Consider the following 16,099-nt stretch of genomic DNA (forward strand, 5'->3'; position numbering starts at 1 on the left):
CCCCACTCCCACCCCCTTCGGGGCAAAGCCGTCAGCCGTTCGTGGACTGTGTCAGGTCGTAGAAGGTGGACGAACCCGCCGTCACCTCCTTGAAGTTGTCCTGTACCCATGCGCTGATCGCCGACGCGGTGCCGGAGTCGCCGCCGCTGCCACCACCACCACCGCCACCACCGCCACCGCCACCCATGGAGCCGGAGGAGATGAAGTAGTGGATCCTCCCGTCCTCCACGTACTCCTTGAACTGGGCCAGGGTCGGCGACGGGTCGCTGCCGTTGAAGCCGCCGATCGCCATCACCGGGTCGCCCGTGGCGAGCTGGTAGCTCGCCGCGTTCTGCGCGCCGACGGCCGCCGCGGCCCAGGTGTAGTCACCGGAGTCCTTCTCCAGGAGGGCCTTGGCCTCGGAGCCGACGGTCGCGCCGTTGAGCAGACCGCCCATACCGCCACCGCCCGGACCGCCCATGCCTCCGCCGTCGCCGGTACCGGTGCCGCCACCCGGTTGGCCCTGGCCCTGGCCGCCGCCGGGAAGGCCGCCCGTCGGGGGCTGCCCCGGGCCGCCGCCCTGCTGGTTCCGGCCCGGTATGCCGCCGCCACCGGGGCCACCGCCCATGCCGCCACCGCCGCCCGGACCGCCGCGACCGCCCGGGACCGACGGGCCCGCCGTGACGATGGAGCCGCTGTGGCCCTCGTTCAGCGTGGTGAGCGTGTACGCCGCCGGACCCGCCAGCGCCGCGACGAGGGCGAGCCCGACCACCCCGAGCGTGAGCCGGCGCCCGAGCCGCGCGACGAAGACCAGGCCGAGCGCGGCGACCAGACCGCCCACCAGGACCAGCCACTTCAGCCAGGGCAGGTAGTCGGAGGAACGGTTCAGCAGGACGTACCCCCAGACCGCGGTGGCCGTCGCGCCGGCCGCCATGGTGAGCGCGATCGGCATCCGGCCGCGCTCCTCCCACAGCACGCTCGCGCCCATGCCGATCACGGCGGCGACGTACGGGGCGAGGGCCACGGTGTAGTACTCGTGGAAGATGCCCTGCATGAAGCTGAAGACCACCATGGTGATCAGCAGCGAACCGCCCCAGGCGAGGAACGCGGCACGGGCCGTGTCGGTCCGCCCGGCCTTCCGGGTCAGGACGAGGCCCGCGGCGAGCAGGACCAGCGCGGCCGGGATCAGCCAGGAGATCTGGCCGCCGATGGAGGAGCCGAACATCCGGTCCCAGCCGGTCTCGCCCCAGCCGCCGCCCCCGCCGCCCCCTCCGACGCTGCCGGTCTCCTCGCCGTTGATCCGGCCGAGCCCGTTGTAGCCGAAGGTCAGCTCCAGGAAGGAGTTGTTCTGCGAGCCGCCGATGTACGGGCGGGAGGACACGGGCCACAGCTCGACCAGCGCCACCCACCAGCCGCCCGCGACGATCATCGACAGACCGGACAGGAGCACCTGCCCGACGCGCCTGCGCAGGGTCGCCGGGGCGAGGACCAGGTAGATCAGCGCGAGGGGCGGCAGGATCAGGAATGCCTGGAGGGTCTTGACCAGGAAGGCGAGACCGACGGCGGCGCCGGCCCGGACCAGCCACTTCGTCTCGGCCTTCTCCATGGCGCGCAGCACGCAGTGAACGGTGACGGCCATCAGGAGGGCGAGGGCCGCGTCCGGGTTGTTGAAGCGGAACATCAGCGCGGCGACGGGCGTGAGCGCGAGGACCGCCACGGTGAGGAGGCCGGCCGCGGCACGGAACCGGCGGCGCACGGCCCCGTACAGCACCGCGGCCGTGGCGACGGCCATGAGCACCTGCGGGAACAGGATCGCGAAGGAGTTCAGGCCGAACAGCCGCACCGACAGGGCCATCGGCCACAGGGAGGCCGGGGGCTTGTCGACGGTGATGGCGTTGGCCGAGTCGAGCGAGCCGAAGAAGAATGCCTTCCAGGACCGGCTGCCGGCCTGGGCGGCCGCGGAGTAGAAGGAGTTGGCGTACCCGGAGGCCGTGAGGTTCCAGGTGTAGAGCGCGCCGATCAGCAGCAACGCGCCGAGGAGGGCGGGGCGCACCCAGCGGCCGTCCTCGGGCCGCCCGCGCCAGAGGCGCCGCGCGAAGGGCTGCTCGGGACCGCCGTCCCCCGGACCGGCGGCGGGCTCTCCCGGAACCGCCGGTTCCCGTGCGGTTGCCGGGGCGGGCGACCGCAGGCCGGGACGGGCAGCCCCGGCAGCTCCGGAAATCCCGGCAGCCCCGGCAGCCCCGGCAGCCGCGGCAGCCGCACGGTTGTGCTGCGTCGTCGTCATCGTGCGTCCCTCGGATCGTGGTCGGTGGGGCGCACCGGCTGCATCCGCACGGTCGCGTCTCCCCAGGTCTGGTGGTCGTACGAGGAGCCGGCCGTGTCGTACGTGTCGGCGGTGCCGTACGTGTCGGCGGTGCCGTACGTGCCATACGGAAACCGCGGCGCCGTCGCGTAGGCGGGCGCCACGGTCGACCCGGTCGACCCAGCCGGGCCAGCCTGCGGGGTGACGGAGGCGTGCGGAGCGGCGGCGGTCGACGGCGACTCGCCGTGCCGGTCCGGGAACACCCAGGCCCGGAAGAGCAGGAACCGCAGCACGGTCGCCGCGAGGTTGGCGACGATCAGGACGGCCAGCTCGGTGGAGTGCGCGGGTGCGTCCGTCGCCGCGTTCAGGGCGGCGAGCGAGCCGCTGGTGAGGGCGAGCCCGATGCCGAAGACAACCAGGCCCTGCGCCTGGTGCCGCACCGCGCCGCCCCGGCCGCGTACGCCGAAGGTCAGGCGCCGGTTGGCCGCGGTGTTGGCGACCGCCGAGACGAGCAGGGCGAGCGCGTTGGCGGCCTGCGACCCCGAGAACGTACGGAAGCCGCTGTAGAGCACCAGGTAGAACAGCGTGGACAGGACACCCACGACCCCGAACCCGATGAGCTGGCGGGCGAGCCCCTTCGGCACACCGCTGATCTCACGGTCGCGCGGATCGTCGCCGAACGGCCGGGTGAGCCGGCCGAGCGCCAGCGAGCCGGTGGCGAGGGCGCGCCCCACGCGCCACACGCCCTTGAGGTCGTCGGTCGCGGTCCGCACGATGTGCACCGTCGAGTCCGGGTCGTCGACCCAGTCGACCGGCACCTCGTGGATACGCAGTCCCGCCCGCTCGGCGAGGACCAGCAGCTCGGTGTCGAAGAACCAGCCGGTGTCCTCGACGAGCGGCAGCAGCGCCTGCGCGACATCGCGCCGGATCGCCTTGAAGCCGCACTGCGCGTCGGAGAACCGGGCCTGCAGCGAACCGCGCAGGATCAGGTTGTACGTACGGGAGATGAACTCCCGCTTGGCGCCCCGCACCACCCGCGAGCTGCGTGCCAGGCGCGAGCCGATCGCCAGGTCCGAGTGGCCGGAGATCAGCGGGGCGACCAGCGGGAGCAGCGCGTTGAGGTCGGTGGAGAGGTCGACGTCCATGTAGGCGAGGACCGGGGCGTCCGAGGCGGACCAGACGGCGCGCAGCGCCCGGCCGCGGCCCTTCTGCTCCAGCCGGTACGACCTGACCCCGGGCAGCCGTTCTGCCAGCCGCGCCGCCACCACGGGGGTGGCGTCGGTGGACGCGTTGTCCGCGACCGTGATGCGGAAGGCGTACGGGAAGGTACGGGAGAGGTGCTCGTGCAGTCTGAGCACGCACGGCTGGAGGTCCTTCTCCTCGTTGTAGACGGGGATCACTACGTCCAGGACAGGCGTACCGGCATGTCCGGCCGGGAGGTGCTCCCGCGCCGGCAGGGTGCCGGGGGAAGGTTCGGTTTGCATGACGACGACTGTCGTCAAGCGTCCTGTCGCACCCATGTGGTCGTGCTGTGCTGTGCCTGTGAGTGCGGTGCCGGAGAGTGCGGTGCCGGGGAGTGCGGCGACGGGCCGGACGCGGAGATGAACGCCCCGTGAGAACGGGGCGCCCGGGGCTCCGGCGCGGGCAGGTGCACGGTGAAGACGGTGCGGCCGGGCACGCTGTCGACGGTCACCGCGCCGCCGTGCGCGGTGACCACGGCCTGCACGATGGCGAGCCCCAGTCCGGTGGACCCGGAGACCCGCGAACGCGAGGAATCACCCCGCGCGAACCGCTCGAAGACGTGCGGCAGCAGGTCCGGCGGGATGCCCTGGCCGTCGTCCTGGACGTCCACGCACACCCAGGACCCCTGACGGCGCACGCGCGCGGTCACCGTCGTGCCCGGCGGGGTGTGCGTGCGCGCGTTCGCGAACAGGTTCACCATGACCTGCTGCAGGCGCGCGACGTCCGCCGACACCACCGCGGGCTCGTCGGGCAGTTCCAGGCGCCAGTTGTGCTCACGGCCGGCCGCGCGGGCGTCGCTCACGGCGTCCACGACCAGCGGGGAGAGGTCCGCGTGCTGGTAGCTCAGCGGCCGGCCCGCGTCGAGGCGCGCGAGCAGCAGCAGGTCCTCGACCAGGCCGGTCATCCGCCCGGCCTCCGACTCGATCCGGGCCAGCGCGTGCCGGGTGTCGGGCCCGGTCTCCTCGCGCCCCCGTCTGGTCAGCTCGGCGTAACCGCGGATGGACGCGAGCGGCGTACGCAGCTCATGGCTGGCGTCCGCCACGAACTGCCGTACGCGTGTCTCGCTCTCCTGTCGTGCGTGCAGGGCACCGTGGACGTGGTCGAGCATGCGGTTGAGCGCGGCCCCGACCTGCCCGACCTCGGTGTGCGGGTCGGTCTCGGACTCGGCGACGCGCTCGTCGAGCGTCACCTCGCCGGTGTGGAGGGGCAGTTCGGAGACGCGGGTGGCGGTGGAGGCGACCTTGCGCAGGGGGCGCAGGGCGACGTTCACGATGGTGGCCCCGGCGAACGAGGCGGCGATGAGACCGGCGAGCGTGACGCTGACCTCGACGAGGACGAGGGTGTTCAGCGTGGTGGTGACGTCCTCGGTGGGCATGCCCACGTAGAACGAGCCGTTCTCGCCCCGCTGGTACCGGACGTGGTACTCGCCGAGGCCCGGCAGGGTCACCGTGTGCGGCTCGCCGTCCCGCGGTACGTCCGTCAGCACGGCCTGCTGCGCCGCGGTGAGCGGCTGGGGGTCGACGTCCGGCACCCCCTCGTCGCTCTTGGTCTTCTTGCCGACCCATGCCTCGGTGATGCTGCCGTCCGTGGTCTCCGCGGCCACCGTGCCACTGGGCTGCAGGCCCTGGCTGACGAACTCCGACAGCGGCCTGTTCCACTTTTCCGGTTTCTCCCTGCCGTCGGGGCCGGGCTGGACGCCACCGGGATCCAGGGGGCCCGTCGCCCGCATGGCGGCGTCGGCCAGCGTGCCGTCGAGCTGTTCGTACAGGTGGGAGCGGAGCGCGATCGTCGTCACCGTGCCGATCACCGTGCACACCACCGCGATGAGCGCGACCGCCGAGACGACGAGCCGCGTCCGCAGGGACCGGGGCTGCCGGCGCCGTCGCGTCGGCAGGGGCCGGGGCAGCCCCTGCCGTCGCGTCCGCGGCCGGCGCCGACCGCTCACGACACCGCTGGCTTGATCAGGTACCCGGCGCCGCGCCGCGTGTGGATCATCGGCTCACGACCGGCGTCGATCTTGCGGCGCAGGTAGGAGATGTACAGCTCGACGACGTTGGCCTGCCCGCCGAAGTCGTACGACCACACGCGGTCGAGTATCTGCGCCTTGCTGAGCACCCGGCGCGGATTGCGCATCAGGAACCGCAGCAGCTCGAACTCGGTCGCGGTGAGGTGGATGCCGTCACCGGCACGCGACACCTCGTGGGAGTCCTCGTCCAGGGTGAGGTCGCCGACGACGAGCACCGAGTCGGAGCGGCGGTCGGCGGCACCGGAGCGACGGATGAGGCCGCGCAGCCGGGCCACGACCTCCTCCAGGCTGAAGGGCTTGGTGACGTAGTCGTCGCCGCCGGCCGTCAGACCCGCGATCCGGTCCTCGACCGCGTCCTTCGCGGTCAGGAAGAGAACGGGCACGTCGGGCAGTTCCCGGCGCAGCCGTCCGAGGACGGCGAGGCCGTCCATGTCCGGCAGCATCATGTCGAGGACGACGGCGTCGGGCCGGAACTCCCGCGCGGTCTGCACCGCACCGGTCCCGTCGGCCGCGCTGCGGATCTGCCAGCCCTCGTAGCGCAGGGCCATGGACAGCAGCTCGGTGATCGACAGCTCGTCGTCCACCACGAGCACGCGGACGGGGCTCCCGTCCGGCCTCAGCAGTTCGGTGCGCCCCTGGGGCGAGGTCGTGGTCATGGTTCACACAGTGCTGGGCCGCTCTGAGAGCACGCTTTCCCCCGCCTGTGAATTCTCTGAGAAACCCACAGACACCTCTCAGGAACAGGAACACGCCCGCACCCGCTTCCCCTCCCCGCCCGCCCCTGCCACATATCCGGGCGGCACAAGGGCCTCTCGGATGTCTCTGATGCAATCAGAGACATCCGACGCACCTGACGCATCCGGTGCATCTGTTGCCTTCCAGAAGCGCCGTACGCCCTCGGCCCCACCCCCTCCGGCCACCCGTCTCAAAAGAGCCCGTCCTGAACGCCGCCGAACTCCCGCACCGGCACGCTGACTTCACCACGGCCGCCCCCCTCCCCTCCCGGACCTCCCGGAACATCCGGACCTCCTGGACCATCCGGTCCGGGCGCCCCGGTCAGATCCCATCCGGTCATGAGCCGCGTATCGAGCACGACGACCCCTCTCCCCGTCCGAAGATGCAGATCGGGCCCGGCGGCAGCGACCAGCTCGCCCCGCACGACCCCGCCGGGCACCAGCTCGCCGACGACGGCCACGGCCGGGTCGAGCCCGTCGAGCCCGAACACCCCCGCGTGGTCGACGGGCTCGAACGGCATCCGCTCCAGGGCTTCCGGCCACCGGTCCAGTCCCACGGCCCGCGCATGCAGCTCCCCGACCTCGGCCTCCCGGGCCGCGGACTCCGGCAGCGCACTCCGTACGGCCCTCTTGGCGTCGTACGCGATCCGGTCCGGCACCCCCAGTGCCGTACGCAGCAGTTCCTCACTGCGCCGGGCGGACATCAACGGCCCCCGCCCCAACCAGGTGAAGACGACGGCCCCCTGCTCCAGCAGCCGCACCGGCCCGCGCTCGACCGCGGTGATGCCGACCTTGACCATCCCGGGTCCGAACCACGCCAGGTAGACGGAGTAGGGCCGGGGATCGTCGGCGAGGGTGTCCGCGGCGACGGAATGAGCCCTGTCCAGCCGGGCACACTCCTCGCACCGGGCCCCGACGCTCCGCCCGGACACCGCGACCCCCAGGGGGCAACTGTTCCCCCGCGCCCCCACACACCGCCGCACGCTCCCGTCCACGACTGCGAACGCGACCCGCTTCCCCCATGACAACGCACTGCGACGCCCCCCGTCCCACGTCAGCACGGGCTCACCCCCGACCCACCGGAGCCCCGTGCATCTCCACATCTGTGCCATTGCTCACGAGCGTAGGGGGCACCACTGACAACGGGACCCCGGCCGGTGCCCGACGGCCCGACGGGGCCTACCCCATGCTCTTGGCCCCGTCCAGGGACTCGCGGATGATGTCGGCGTGGCCGGCGTGCTGCGCGGTCTCCGCAACGATGTGCATCAGCACCTGACGGACCGACCACTGCGCCCCGGGCTCGGTCCACGGGGCTTTCGGCAGCGGCCACGTGGCGTCCAGGTCGGGCAGAGTGACCACCAGTTCGTCGGTCCGGTCGGCCACTTTCACGTGGTCGGCCAGCACACCGGCCAGCGTCTCCCCGGGCAGCAACCGGAACCCGTCCGCCCGCTGCGCCCAGTCGGCGTCGGTCATCGCCGTGAAGTCCGGCATGGCCGACGGGCCGTTCAGGATGAAGTCCCCCCAGGCCCGTTCCACCTCCGTGACGTGCTTGACCAGACCGCCCAGGCACAACTCGCTGGCGGTGGTCCGCAGACGGGCCTGCTCATCGGTGAGGTCACGGGTCGTGAAGCGCAGGAAGTGCCGCTGCTTGGCCAGCGACTCCAGCCAGTGGGCACGCTCGCCGGTGACGGCCGGGCGCTCGCTCCGGTCGCGGGTGGTCGGCTCACTGTCGATCATGGTCTCCGCCTCTCGGTGGTCCTGTTCCGTCCGCCAGGGGCACGCTAAAGACGCTGTAGGCCAGATCCCGTCCTCCATCGAACCCCACCACCAAGAGAAACAGCCAGGGAGGGGACCCTGCGGATCACTCCACAGGGCCCCTGGCCGGTTGTGCCTCGGCAGGATTCGAACCCGCAACCTTCTGATCCGTGGCTCTACAGAGATCGGTCATTGGAGGTCATACAGGCTGAGGTGAGGGCTGTGAGCGTCGGCGTCGGGCGCTGCCGGTTGCTGGGGTTGCCGTACTTCGTTGCTGTCATGCAGGATCGGCCGATGTCCCGCTCAGCAGGCGCGCACACCGCCGACCCGTGCCCCCGGTGCCTGGTCGAGGAGATCCGCACAGGCAGCCTTGTGCCGGCCGCGGAGCGCGATGCGGTCGGCTACACCTGCGGGCGATGCAGACATTCGTGGTCCCGTCCGATCGAGGACGACCTGGACGTGTACGACATCGTCAGAGCGGACCTTCCGGAAAGAACGCTCTACGGCACGGTCCGGCAGGTGGAGGACGACCGGGTCCAGGTGCTCGACACGAACAGTGGGCGACTGTTGTGGGTCGAGCGTTGGAGGGCCGTCCTCTACTGAGGTCCTTCCGGCATGGGCACCACACCATGAGCTTGGGAAGCTGCGGGCATGTGCGGCTGGTAGGGCTGCTGAACTGGGCTTCCACCTGGCACCGGGTCTCATCGCCCTTGGTCGCTCTCACCGTGGTTCCCCGCTGTTCCCCGCTCGATCCGGTGCGCTTGTGGTGCGTCGATCGTGTCCTGGCCCGACGTCGCCGGCTCGTCTGCTCCCCCGTACAGATCGGCGCGGAGGCGCTCCTTGGCCGCTTCAAGGCGTGGGCCGTAGTCGGGCATGAAGATCTCGCCCAGCGTCTTGTCCAGCGTTCCGGAGATCGCGTAGATCGGTGACCAGACAGCTCGGTCGTGCATGATCCCCTCAAGGTCGTCGGACTGGAACACGACTTGGTAGAGCCAGTCCGACAGTACGAACGCTTGATCGCGCGTGAGCTTGATGGTGATCGCTTCCTCGTTCACGCCCTCAACCTAGCTGCCGGGACTGGCGGTGTCGTGGGTCGGCGCTGCCATGAGGGCCAATACGCTTTCCGACCGTGTTTGGTCGGTGGTGGGCGTCGGCCTCGGACGTTCACCTGCGTTCATGGGCGGCCGGCCATCGGGGCGGGGAGGGCTCTGGGTCTCGTCCGAACGGCCGTGAACGGCCGCGAACGGCACTGAATGAGACGGGAACCGAGACGGAGCGGGCCGACCCGCACGCCCCGGCGGTGCCGGTCCCTCGTGCCATCATCCTCGCGTGCTGAAGATCCCCGGATATGAAGGCGGCCCTCTGGTCGAGGGCGGTGCCTACCTTGACGATCCGTTGTTCTGGCCCGTGCACCTCGGCACCTGCCTGCGAGGCGAGGACGCGCAGCAGTCCATCGACTTCGAGACCGGTGAACTGTACGTGGACCACCAGATCCAGCGTGCCGGGCGGCAGATCCTGCACCGGGAGACCGGGACCGAGGGCTCGGACGACTTCCTCCCGCTGCCGGCACCCTGCCTGAAGGCCCTGCGGATGCGCCGTGCCCAGCAGGCCGGGGACCGGAAGGCTGCCGGGGAGCTCTGGCAGAACAGTCACGATCTGGTCTTCACCACGAAGTACGGCACGCCGATCGAGCCGGGCAACCTGACCCGCATGTTCGCCCTGCGGCCCCGTCGCGCCGGTCTCCGGGTGATCCCGCTCCGGAACACCCGGCACACGTGCAGCTCGCTCCTGGTGGCACTGAAGGTGCACCCGAAGGTGGCTCAGCGCATCCTGCGGCACTCGCAGATCGCCATGAGGACGGAGGTCTACGCCGAGGCGAGCGAGGAAGCGGTACAGGCCGCGATCGGCGAGCTGTCGGACGCGGTGGGCGGTACCGGTTGACGCGGTTGCTGTACTTCGCTGCTGTACGCCCCTGAAACGTCAAAGGCCCCGGAGTGATCCGGGGCCTTTGACCTGTGTGCACTCGGCAGGATTCGAACCTGCAACCTTCTGATCCGTAGTCAGATGCTCTATCCGTTAAGCTACGAGTGCTTGTGTGTTCTGTTGTGTTCGCTCTTCCTTCCGGGCTTTTCTGCCTGGTCGGCGTTGCGGGAACAACATTACATGAATGGCGGCGGGACGCGAAATCCGTTTGGTAGACCTGCCCTGACCTGCGAAAACAGCCTTCCGGCAGCCCTGTGCACAGGGTCGTGGAGCGGCGGGGACGATCATGGAACGGACGAAGCCCCGGCCGTGAGGACCGGGGCTTCGTGATCTTCTGCGGAGGCGGAGGGATTTGAACCCTCGATGGGATTTGCGTCCCAAACCGCATTAGCAGTGCGGCGCCATAGACCGGACTAGGCGACGCCTCCAGCACAACCACCCGCGCGAGCGCGAACGGTGCGTGCAGATGATGACACAGACGAGCGTGCTGCCACCAATCGGTTCCTACGGTACTAGGCGGCGAGGCCCGACGGCAAAGCCCGTCCGCGGCGCAACGTCCCGGGGCGGGCGGCGTTAGAGCGGTGGGGCACGTGCTCCGGCACACGCCCGGCAGGCACACGCCCGGCAGGCACACGCCCCGACTCCGCTCGAATCCGCCCGCACTCCGTGGAGCCCTCCATGCTGCGTCGCATCGTCCTCGCCGTCGCCACCTCCGCCGCCGCGTCCTTCGCCGCCCTGTCCGCCGCGCCGCCGGTCGCGTACGCCGATTCGTCCCCCTTCATGCCGCCACCCGTGAGCGGTACGGGCGACGACCACCTCACCGTGACGGTGAGGGAGGCGGGCGAAGGACGGGACGGCACGTTCGAGCTCGACTGCCACCCGGCCGGCGGCAACCACCCCGACGCCCTGGCCGCCTGCGAGCAGCTGGACCGGAAGACCTCGTGGGGCACGGGGCCGTTCGCGCCGGCGCGGGAGGGCGGGATGTGCACGATGCAGTACGGCGGTCCGGCCACCGCGCACATCACGGGCACCTGGGCCGGCCGCCCCGTCGACGCGACGTACCGGCGCGGTGACGGCTGCGAGATCGCCCGCTGGGACACCCTCGTGCCCGTCCTCCCGGATCTCAGCGCGTAGCCACGTACGCGGACAGGCCCGCCGCGGTGGGCCGGGACCTCGTGTCACACGATCGACAGGAGCTGCGCGTCACACGGTCGATCGAGGTCGCACATCACACGGTCATACGTTCTCCGTGGCCTCCGTGTCCCCTCTCCGTGCGACCTCCCTCTCATCCGGCGTCGCGAGCGCAACCAGTGCCCGTAGACTCCCTCGCGTGACACGTCGCGGACCCGTTGGCAAGATGGCTACCGCGGTCGGCAAGGTGCGGTAACAGGGAGGAAGCGTCTCGTGAGCAGCAGGCCATCCCGAGGCGCTGCTCGCCTCGCAGCCATACTCGACGCGCTTCCCGATGCGTTGGTGCTGGTCAACGCCAACGGAACGGTCGTCAACGCCAACACCATCGCCCTGGAGGCCTTCGAGGCCCCGGGCACCGCCCTCGTGGGGCGCGGGCTGCTCGACCTGCTGCCGCAGTTCGACTCCCGGCTCATCCCCGGCACCATGCGGCGGCCCGAGACCGTCGACGAGAGCGGCCGCACCCGGCCGACCCGGATGGTCGCCCGCCGCACCGACGGCAGCGAGTTCCCCGTCGAGGTGACGAGCGCGAACCTGGAGAACGCCCAGCAGGCGTACGACGGTTACGGGTACACCGGCGACGAGCTGCTGATGCTCGTCGTGCGCGATCTCTCCGGCACCGTCGACACGGAGGCGGAGCTCGCGCGTTCCCAGCGGCAGACGGAGATGATCCTGCGGGCCGCCGCCGAGGGGGTGGTGGGCACGGACACGGAGGGACGGGTCGTTCTCGTCAATCCCGCCGCCGCCCAGATCCTCGGTTTCCGGGCCAGCGACCTCGGCGGGCAGGAACTGCACCCGCTGATGCTGCACTCGCGTGCGGACGGCTCGCCCTTCCCGTACGAGGAGTCCCCGCTCGCCGACACCCTCCGCTCCGGACGCAAGCACCGGGTACGCGGACAGGTGCTGTGGTCCAAGAGCGGCGACAAGGTGCCGGTCGACCTGACCACCGCCCCGGTGCGGGACGGTGACCAGCTCGTCGGCGCCGTGATGACCTTCACCGACCGCCGGCCGTACGACGCGCTCGCCGAGGAGAGGGACGCCGAGGCCGAGCGGCACCGGCAGGAACTCGCGCGGGCCTCCGAGGCACATGCCGGGGAACTGGCCGCACTCCGCGAGGAGCACGCCAGGGCGCTCGCCGGGCTGCGCGAGCAGCACGAGGAGGACCTGGCCGCCGGAGACGACCGGTACGCGGCCCTCGCCGAGCGCGAGAAGGACCGTTACGAGGCTCTGTCCGCGCGGCACGAGCAGCTCCTGGCCGTCCTGGGGCGCTCCCTGCGCGGACCGCTCGACGAGTTGCGCGGCGAACTCGCGACCCTCGCCGCGGACGACGCCGGGCAGTTGTGGCCCGAGGCCAACCAGGTGCTGCACCACCTGTCGGCCGGCTACTCGCGCATCACCACACTCGTCGACAACGTGCTCGCGTACCAGCGCCTCGATTCCGGCGCCGAGGGCGTCACCCGTACGAAGGTGATGCTGGACGCGGTCGTCGCCGCCGGTGTCGACGGGGCGGTCGAGCTGATCGGTCCCGGGCGGGTGCAGTTCGCCGTGCACGCGCCGCCCATCGAGGCCGAGGTCGACCCGCGGCGGCTCGCGACCGCGCTGGCGCACCTCATCGCGGACGTCGCCGGTGTCGACTCCACGGGCAACTCGCCGGTCTCGGCCGGCGGCTACATGGACAACACGGTCGTGGTGGCGGCCGCGCAGCGCGGTGAGGGCGTACGGATCGAGGTGCGGGGGCCGTACACCGGGGGGGACCCGGTGCACGAGCCCATCGTGCGCGGGATCGTGCGCGCGCACGGCGGGGTGCTGCAGACGCACGAGGTCCCCGGGATGAGCGGCAGCGCGTTCGTCCTCGAAGTGCCCATCGGGGGCGGGGCCGGGTCGGTCCCGGCCGTCGTTGCGGGTGTGGCCGCGACCATGGACACAGCTGTGGCTGCGGACGCGAGTGGGCGTTTCGACACCGGTTCGGGGCCGGATGCGGGTTCCGGCGAGGCCGGTTCCGCGCTCGCGCTGCCCGAGCATGCCTCCCAGCAGAGCGGGCGGCGACGGGCACGGCGCGCTTCCGTCGACGCCTTCCTGGAGAGCGGGGTCGGGCCCTCGACCGAGGCGGCCGTGCCCACCGGACGGCGCAGGCGCGCCGCGGGGGACGGCGGACAGCCGGAACTGCCGGCGGCGCAGGTTCCCGCGGACGAGAGCGGTGCCGAGGGCGGTGCCGAGGGCGGCGACGGCGGGACCGGGCGACGCCGGGGCAGGCCCAGTCCCGTCGAGGACGGCGGAGTCCCCGGAAGCGGCGAGGTCTCCGAGGGCGCGGTCGTGACCGCCGCCGAGCACGCGGCCGGTACCGCGGCCACGGGACTCGGGCAGACCGTACCTCCACAGGGTGTGCCCGTTCCCGCGGGCGGACGGCGGGCACGCCAGGACGGCGGCCGTCAGGCCCTGCCCGCCGCGCTGCCCGCGGCTCCCTCCCCGTCCCCCGCTCCGGACACGGGCGCGGCCGGGAACGCCGAGGGCGGCGGAGCCCAGCCGACCGGACGGCGTCGGCGGGCCCTGGCCGCCGCGGCGGAGCGTGCGGCGGCCCAGGAGTCGGGGCCGCGCGCGGTGTTCGCACTGCCGCCCGCCGAGGCGGACCGCTCCCCCGAGGCCGCCGACGGACTCCATGGCATGGCGTTGCACGATCCTGCCGACGATCACACCCCGCCCCAGCCGCACCCGGTGCAGGCGCCCAGTGGGCGCCGACGGGCCCGGCAGGGCGCGGGGGAGGCAGTCGGCGCGGGTGCAGGTACCGGTGCCGGTGCCGGTGCTGCGGCGCCCGATGGAGCACCGGGGATTCCTGGGCAGTCTGTTCCGGCCGCGCCCGGTGCGGTCGGGCCGGCCGTGGCCGCCGCCGGGCAGGAGCAGTCCACGCCGAGGCTCCCCGGGCAAGGAGTGCCGGGTCAGGGCCTTCCGGCGCAGGCGCTCCCGGCACAGGAGCTCCCGGCACAAGCACTTCCCGCCCAGGCCCCGGGTCTGCCGGTCCCCGGACAGGGCGGGACCGGACAGCCGAGTCCCGTGCAGAACGTCCCGGGGACGCCGGGAGCTCAGAGGGCTCCGGGGCAGCAACCCTTGCCGGGCCACCTGCCCCCCGCACAGCCCGTCCCCGCACAATCCGTCCCTGCACAGCCCGTCCCCGCGCAGGGCACACCCGCTCAGCCCGCACCCGTGCAGGGCGTACCCCCGCAGGGCACTCCCCGGCCAGGAGCCTCCGGTCAGGCTCTCCCGCCGCATGCCCCACCCGCCCCGGGCGGGCCTCTCCCTCCGCAGGTCGATCAGTACGCCGAGGAACAGGACCCCGAGGGGCGGGGTCCTGTGAGCCAGGCCGGGGTCGCGGGTCCCGCCACACCTGCCCAGGGCATCCCCGCGGCCGCGGGGCTCGCCTCACCGCAGCCTCAGCCGCAACCCTCATCGCAGCCGCAGTCCCAGCCGCAGCCCCAGCCCCAGATGCCTGCGGCGGAAGCACCGGTCGCGGACCCGTCCGCGGGCTCTCAGGCATGGCCGGGCGCGGTCGGCACACCGGCTGTCGCGGAGACGGCGTCGGCCGCCGCCGCCGAGCAACCGCGCGTCGCCCAGCCCCTCCCCGCCGAGGCCGCGGATCCGCCCATCGACCCCGACTCGACCCAGGGCCGGGCGATCAGCGTGCGTACGCTCGGACAGGGCGTTCCGTTCGGCCGCCGCATGGTCGACGCCCAGCAGTCCGGGCCCGGCCGGGCAGCGGCTCCCACGCCCGCGCCCCAAGGACAGCCGCAGCCGCAGGCGCAAACCCCGGCGCAGCCCTCCACGCAGACGGGAGCCGTGCCCCGGCCGGGGGCCGTGCCGCAGCCCCAGGCGCCCACGCCTCCCCCGCACTCGACCAACGGTTCCGGGCGGCGCCGTAAGCTCGGCACCCGTCCCGAGCCCGTCGCCGAGCAGGCGGACACCACGGCGCGCCCGCATCCGGGGACTGGGGGGCAGCAGTCCCGGCTCGCCCCCGGCACCGAGGGCGCCGGCCGGTCGTACGCCATAGGGGCACCCGACGAGAACGCGGACGAGGGCCCCGAGCCGCTCGACGGCCCCGGTGGTGCGGTGGAGGTCGCGAACCAGCCCCAGCCGCAGCCGATGGACGACGAGCTGCCCCCGGAGCCCTTGGACAATCCGCGCCGGCTGCTGGTCTGGCCCGCGCCGGACATCACCACGCAGCAGGCGCTGAGCGACCGCGGCTACCGGCCCGTCATCGTGCACTCCCGCGAGGAGGTCGACGCGCAGATCGCCGCCTTCCCGGCCGCGCTGTTCGTCGACCCGCTCACCGGTCCCATCACCCGCACGGCCCTGCAGTCACTGCGGCAGGCCGCCGTCGCGGCCGAGGTGCCGGTCCTGGTGACGGCGGGCCTGGGCCAGGCGACACGCGAGGCGGCGTACGGGGCCGATCCCGCCGTACTCCTCAAGGCGCTGGCACCGCGCGACAGTGAACAGCACCCGCCGCGTGTCCTCCTCATCGAGGAGCACGCCGAGATCGCGCTCGCGCTGACCTCGACACTGGAACGGCGCGGGATGCAGGTCGCGCGGGCCTCGTCCGACGAGGACGCGGTCATGCTGGCCGGGCAGATGCGGCCGAACCTGGTGGTGATGGACCTGTTGCAGGTACGCCGCCGACGCGCCGGAATCGTCGACTGGCTGCGCGCGAACGGTCAGCTCAACCGCACTCCACTCGTCGTCTACACCGCGGCCGTCGACCAGACCGAACTGCCGCGCCTTGCCGCGGGGGAGACGGTGCTGTTCCTGGCCGAGCGTTCGACGAGCACCGAGGTGCAGGACCGGATCGTGGACCTGCTCGCACGGATCGGCACGAATTGAAAGCCGACTGCCTGACCGACTGGC

General features: G+C 72.3%; 10 protein-coding genes, 2 tRNA genes and 1 pseudogene. 4 read left to right on the top strand and 9 right to left on the bottom strand.

Going from position 1 to position 16,099, the window contains the following annotated elements:
* Positions 1 to 31: 31 nt before the first annotated feature.
* The 6 genes from KM933_RS05645 to KM933_RS05670 all read right to left on the bottom strand — a co-directional run bounded on the left by KM933_RS05645 (position 32) and on the right by KM933_RS05670 (position 8,020).
* Entirely contained in the window at positions 32 to 2,263 is a 2,232-nt protein-coding gene (locus KM933_RS05645) for an ArnT family glycosyltransferase (RefSeq protein ID WP_221348739.1), read from the bottom strand.
* Positions 2,260 to 3,765, bottom strand: coding sequence for a bifunctional glycosyltransferase family 2/GtrA family protein (locus KM933_RS05650; RefSeq protein ID WP_221348741.1), 1,506 nt, complete (start codon positions 3,763 to 3,765; stop codon positions 2,260 to 2,262). Before KM933_RS05650 ends, KM933_RS05645 begins: the two co-directional genes overlap by 4 nt.
* Positions 3,766 to 3,779: 14 nt before the next feature.
* Entirely contained in the window at positions 3,780 to 5,468 is a 1,689-nt protein-coding gene (locus KM933_RS05655; protein WP_221348743.1) for a sensor histidine kinase, read from the bottom strand.
* Positions 5,465 to 6,205, bottom strand: coding sequence for a response regulator transcription factor (locus tag KM933_RS05660; protein WP_221348745.1), 741 nt, complete (start codon positions 6,203 to 6,205; stop codon positions 5,465 to 5,467). Before KM933_RS05660 ends, KM933_RS05655 begins: the two co-directional genes overlap by 4 nt.
* A gap of 269 nt (positions 6,206 to 6,474) precedes the next feature.
* On the bottom strand, positions 6,475 to 7,395 hold the full coding sequence (locus tag KM933_RS05665) for a DUF2797 domain-containing protein (protein ID WP_221348747.1): 921 nt from the start codon (positions 7,393 to 7,395) through the stop codon (positions 6,475 to 6,477).
* Positions 7,396 to 7,462: 67 nt separating this feature from the next.
* Positions 7,463 to 8,020, bottom strand: a complete 558-nt coding sequence (locus KM933_RS05670; protein WP_221348749.1) for a DinB family protein — start codon at positions 8,018 to 8,020, stop codon at positions 7,463 to 7,465.
* Positions 8,021 to 8,260: 240 nt separating this feature from the next.
* Here KM933_RS05670 and KM933_RS05675 point away from each other — a divergent pair, with 240 nt between their 5' ends.
* Positions 8,261 to 8,641, top strand: a complete 381-nt coding sequence (locus KM933_RS05675) for a hypothetical protein (RefSeq protein ID WP_308013270.1) — start codon at positions 8,261 to 8,263, stop codon at positions 8,639 to 8,641.
* A gap of 98 nt (positions 8,642 to 8,739) precedes the next feature.
* Here KM933_RS05675 and KM933_RS05680 read toward each other — a convergent pair whose 3' ends face one another.
* Positions 8,740 to 9,093 carry a hypothetical protein gene (locus tag KM933_RS05680; RefSeq protein WP_221348751.1) on the bottom strand — a complete coding sequence of 118 codons (354 nt, stop codon included), beginning with the start codon at positions 9,091 to 9,093 and terminating at the stop codon, positions 8,740 to 8,742.
* 322 nt (positions 9,094 to 9,415) lie between these two features.
* Between KM933_RS05680 and KM933_RS05685 the strand changes: the two are divergent.
* Positions 9,416 to 9,979 (top strand): annotated as a pseudogene (locus tag KM933_RS05685) (tyrosine-type recombinase/integrase); the annotation flags it as partial.
* 77 nt (positions 9,980 to 10,056) lie between these two features.
* Here KM933_RS05685 and KM933_RS05690 read toward each other — a convergent pair.
* Together KM933_RS05690 and KM933_RS05695 are read right to left on the bottom strand one after the other, a co-directional pair.
* Positions 10,057 to 10,129: transfer RNA gene (locus tag KM933_RS05690), tRNA-Arg, on the bottom strand.
* Positions 10,130 to 10,358: 229 nt separating this feature from the next.
* Positions 10,359 to 10,449 (bottom strand) — tRNA-Ser (locus tag KM933_RS05695).
* 250 nt (positions 10,450 to 10,699) lie between these two features.
* Between KM933_RS05695 and KM933_RS05700 the strand changes: the two genes are divergently transcribed.
* On the top strand, positions 10,700 to 11,155 hold the full coding sequence (locus KM933_RS05700; RefSeq protein WP_221348753.1) for an SSI family serine proteinase inhibitor: 456 nt from the start codon (positions 10,700 to 10,702) through the stop codon (positions 11,153 to 11,155).
* A 270-nt stretch (positions 11,156 to 11,425) separates the two neighbouring features.
* Positions 11,426 to 16,075 carry a PAS domain-containing protein gene (locus KM933_RS05705; protein ID WP_221348755.1) on the top strand — a complete coding sequence of 1,550 codons (4,650 nt, stop codon included), beginning with the start codon at positions 11,426 to 11,428 and terminating at the stop codon, positions 16,073 to 16,075.
* Positions 16,076 to 16,099 lie beyond the last annotated feature (24 nt).

Source organism: Streptomyces beigongshangae (assembly GCF_019710745.1).
In the GTDB taxonomy this organism is placed as follows: domain Bacteria; phylum Actinomycetota; class Actinomycetes; order Streptomycetales; family Streptomycetaceae; genus Streptomyces; species Streptomyces beigongshangae.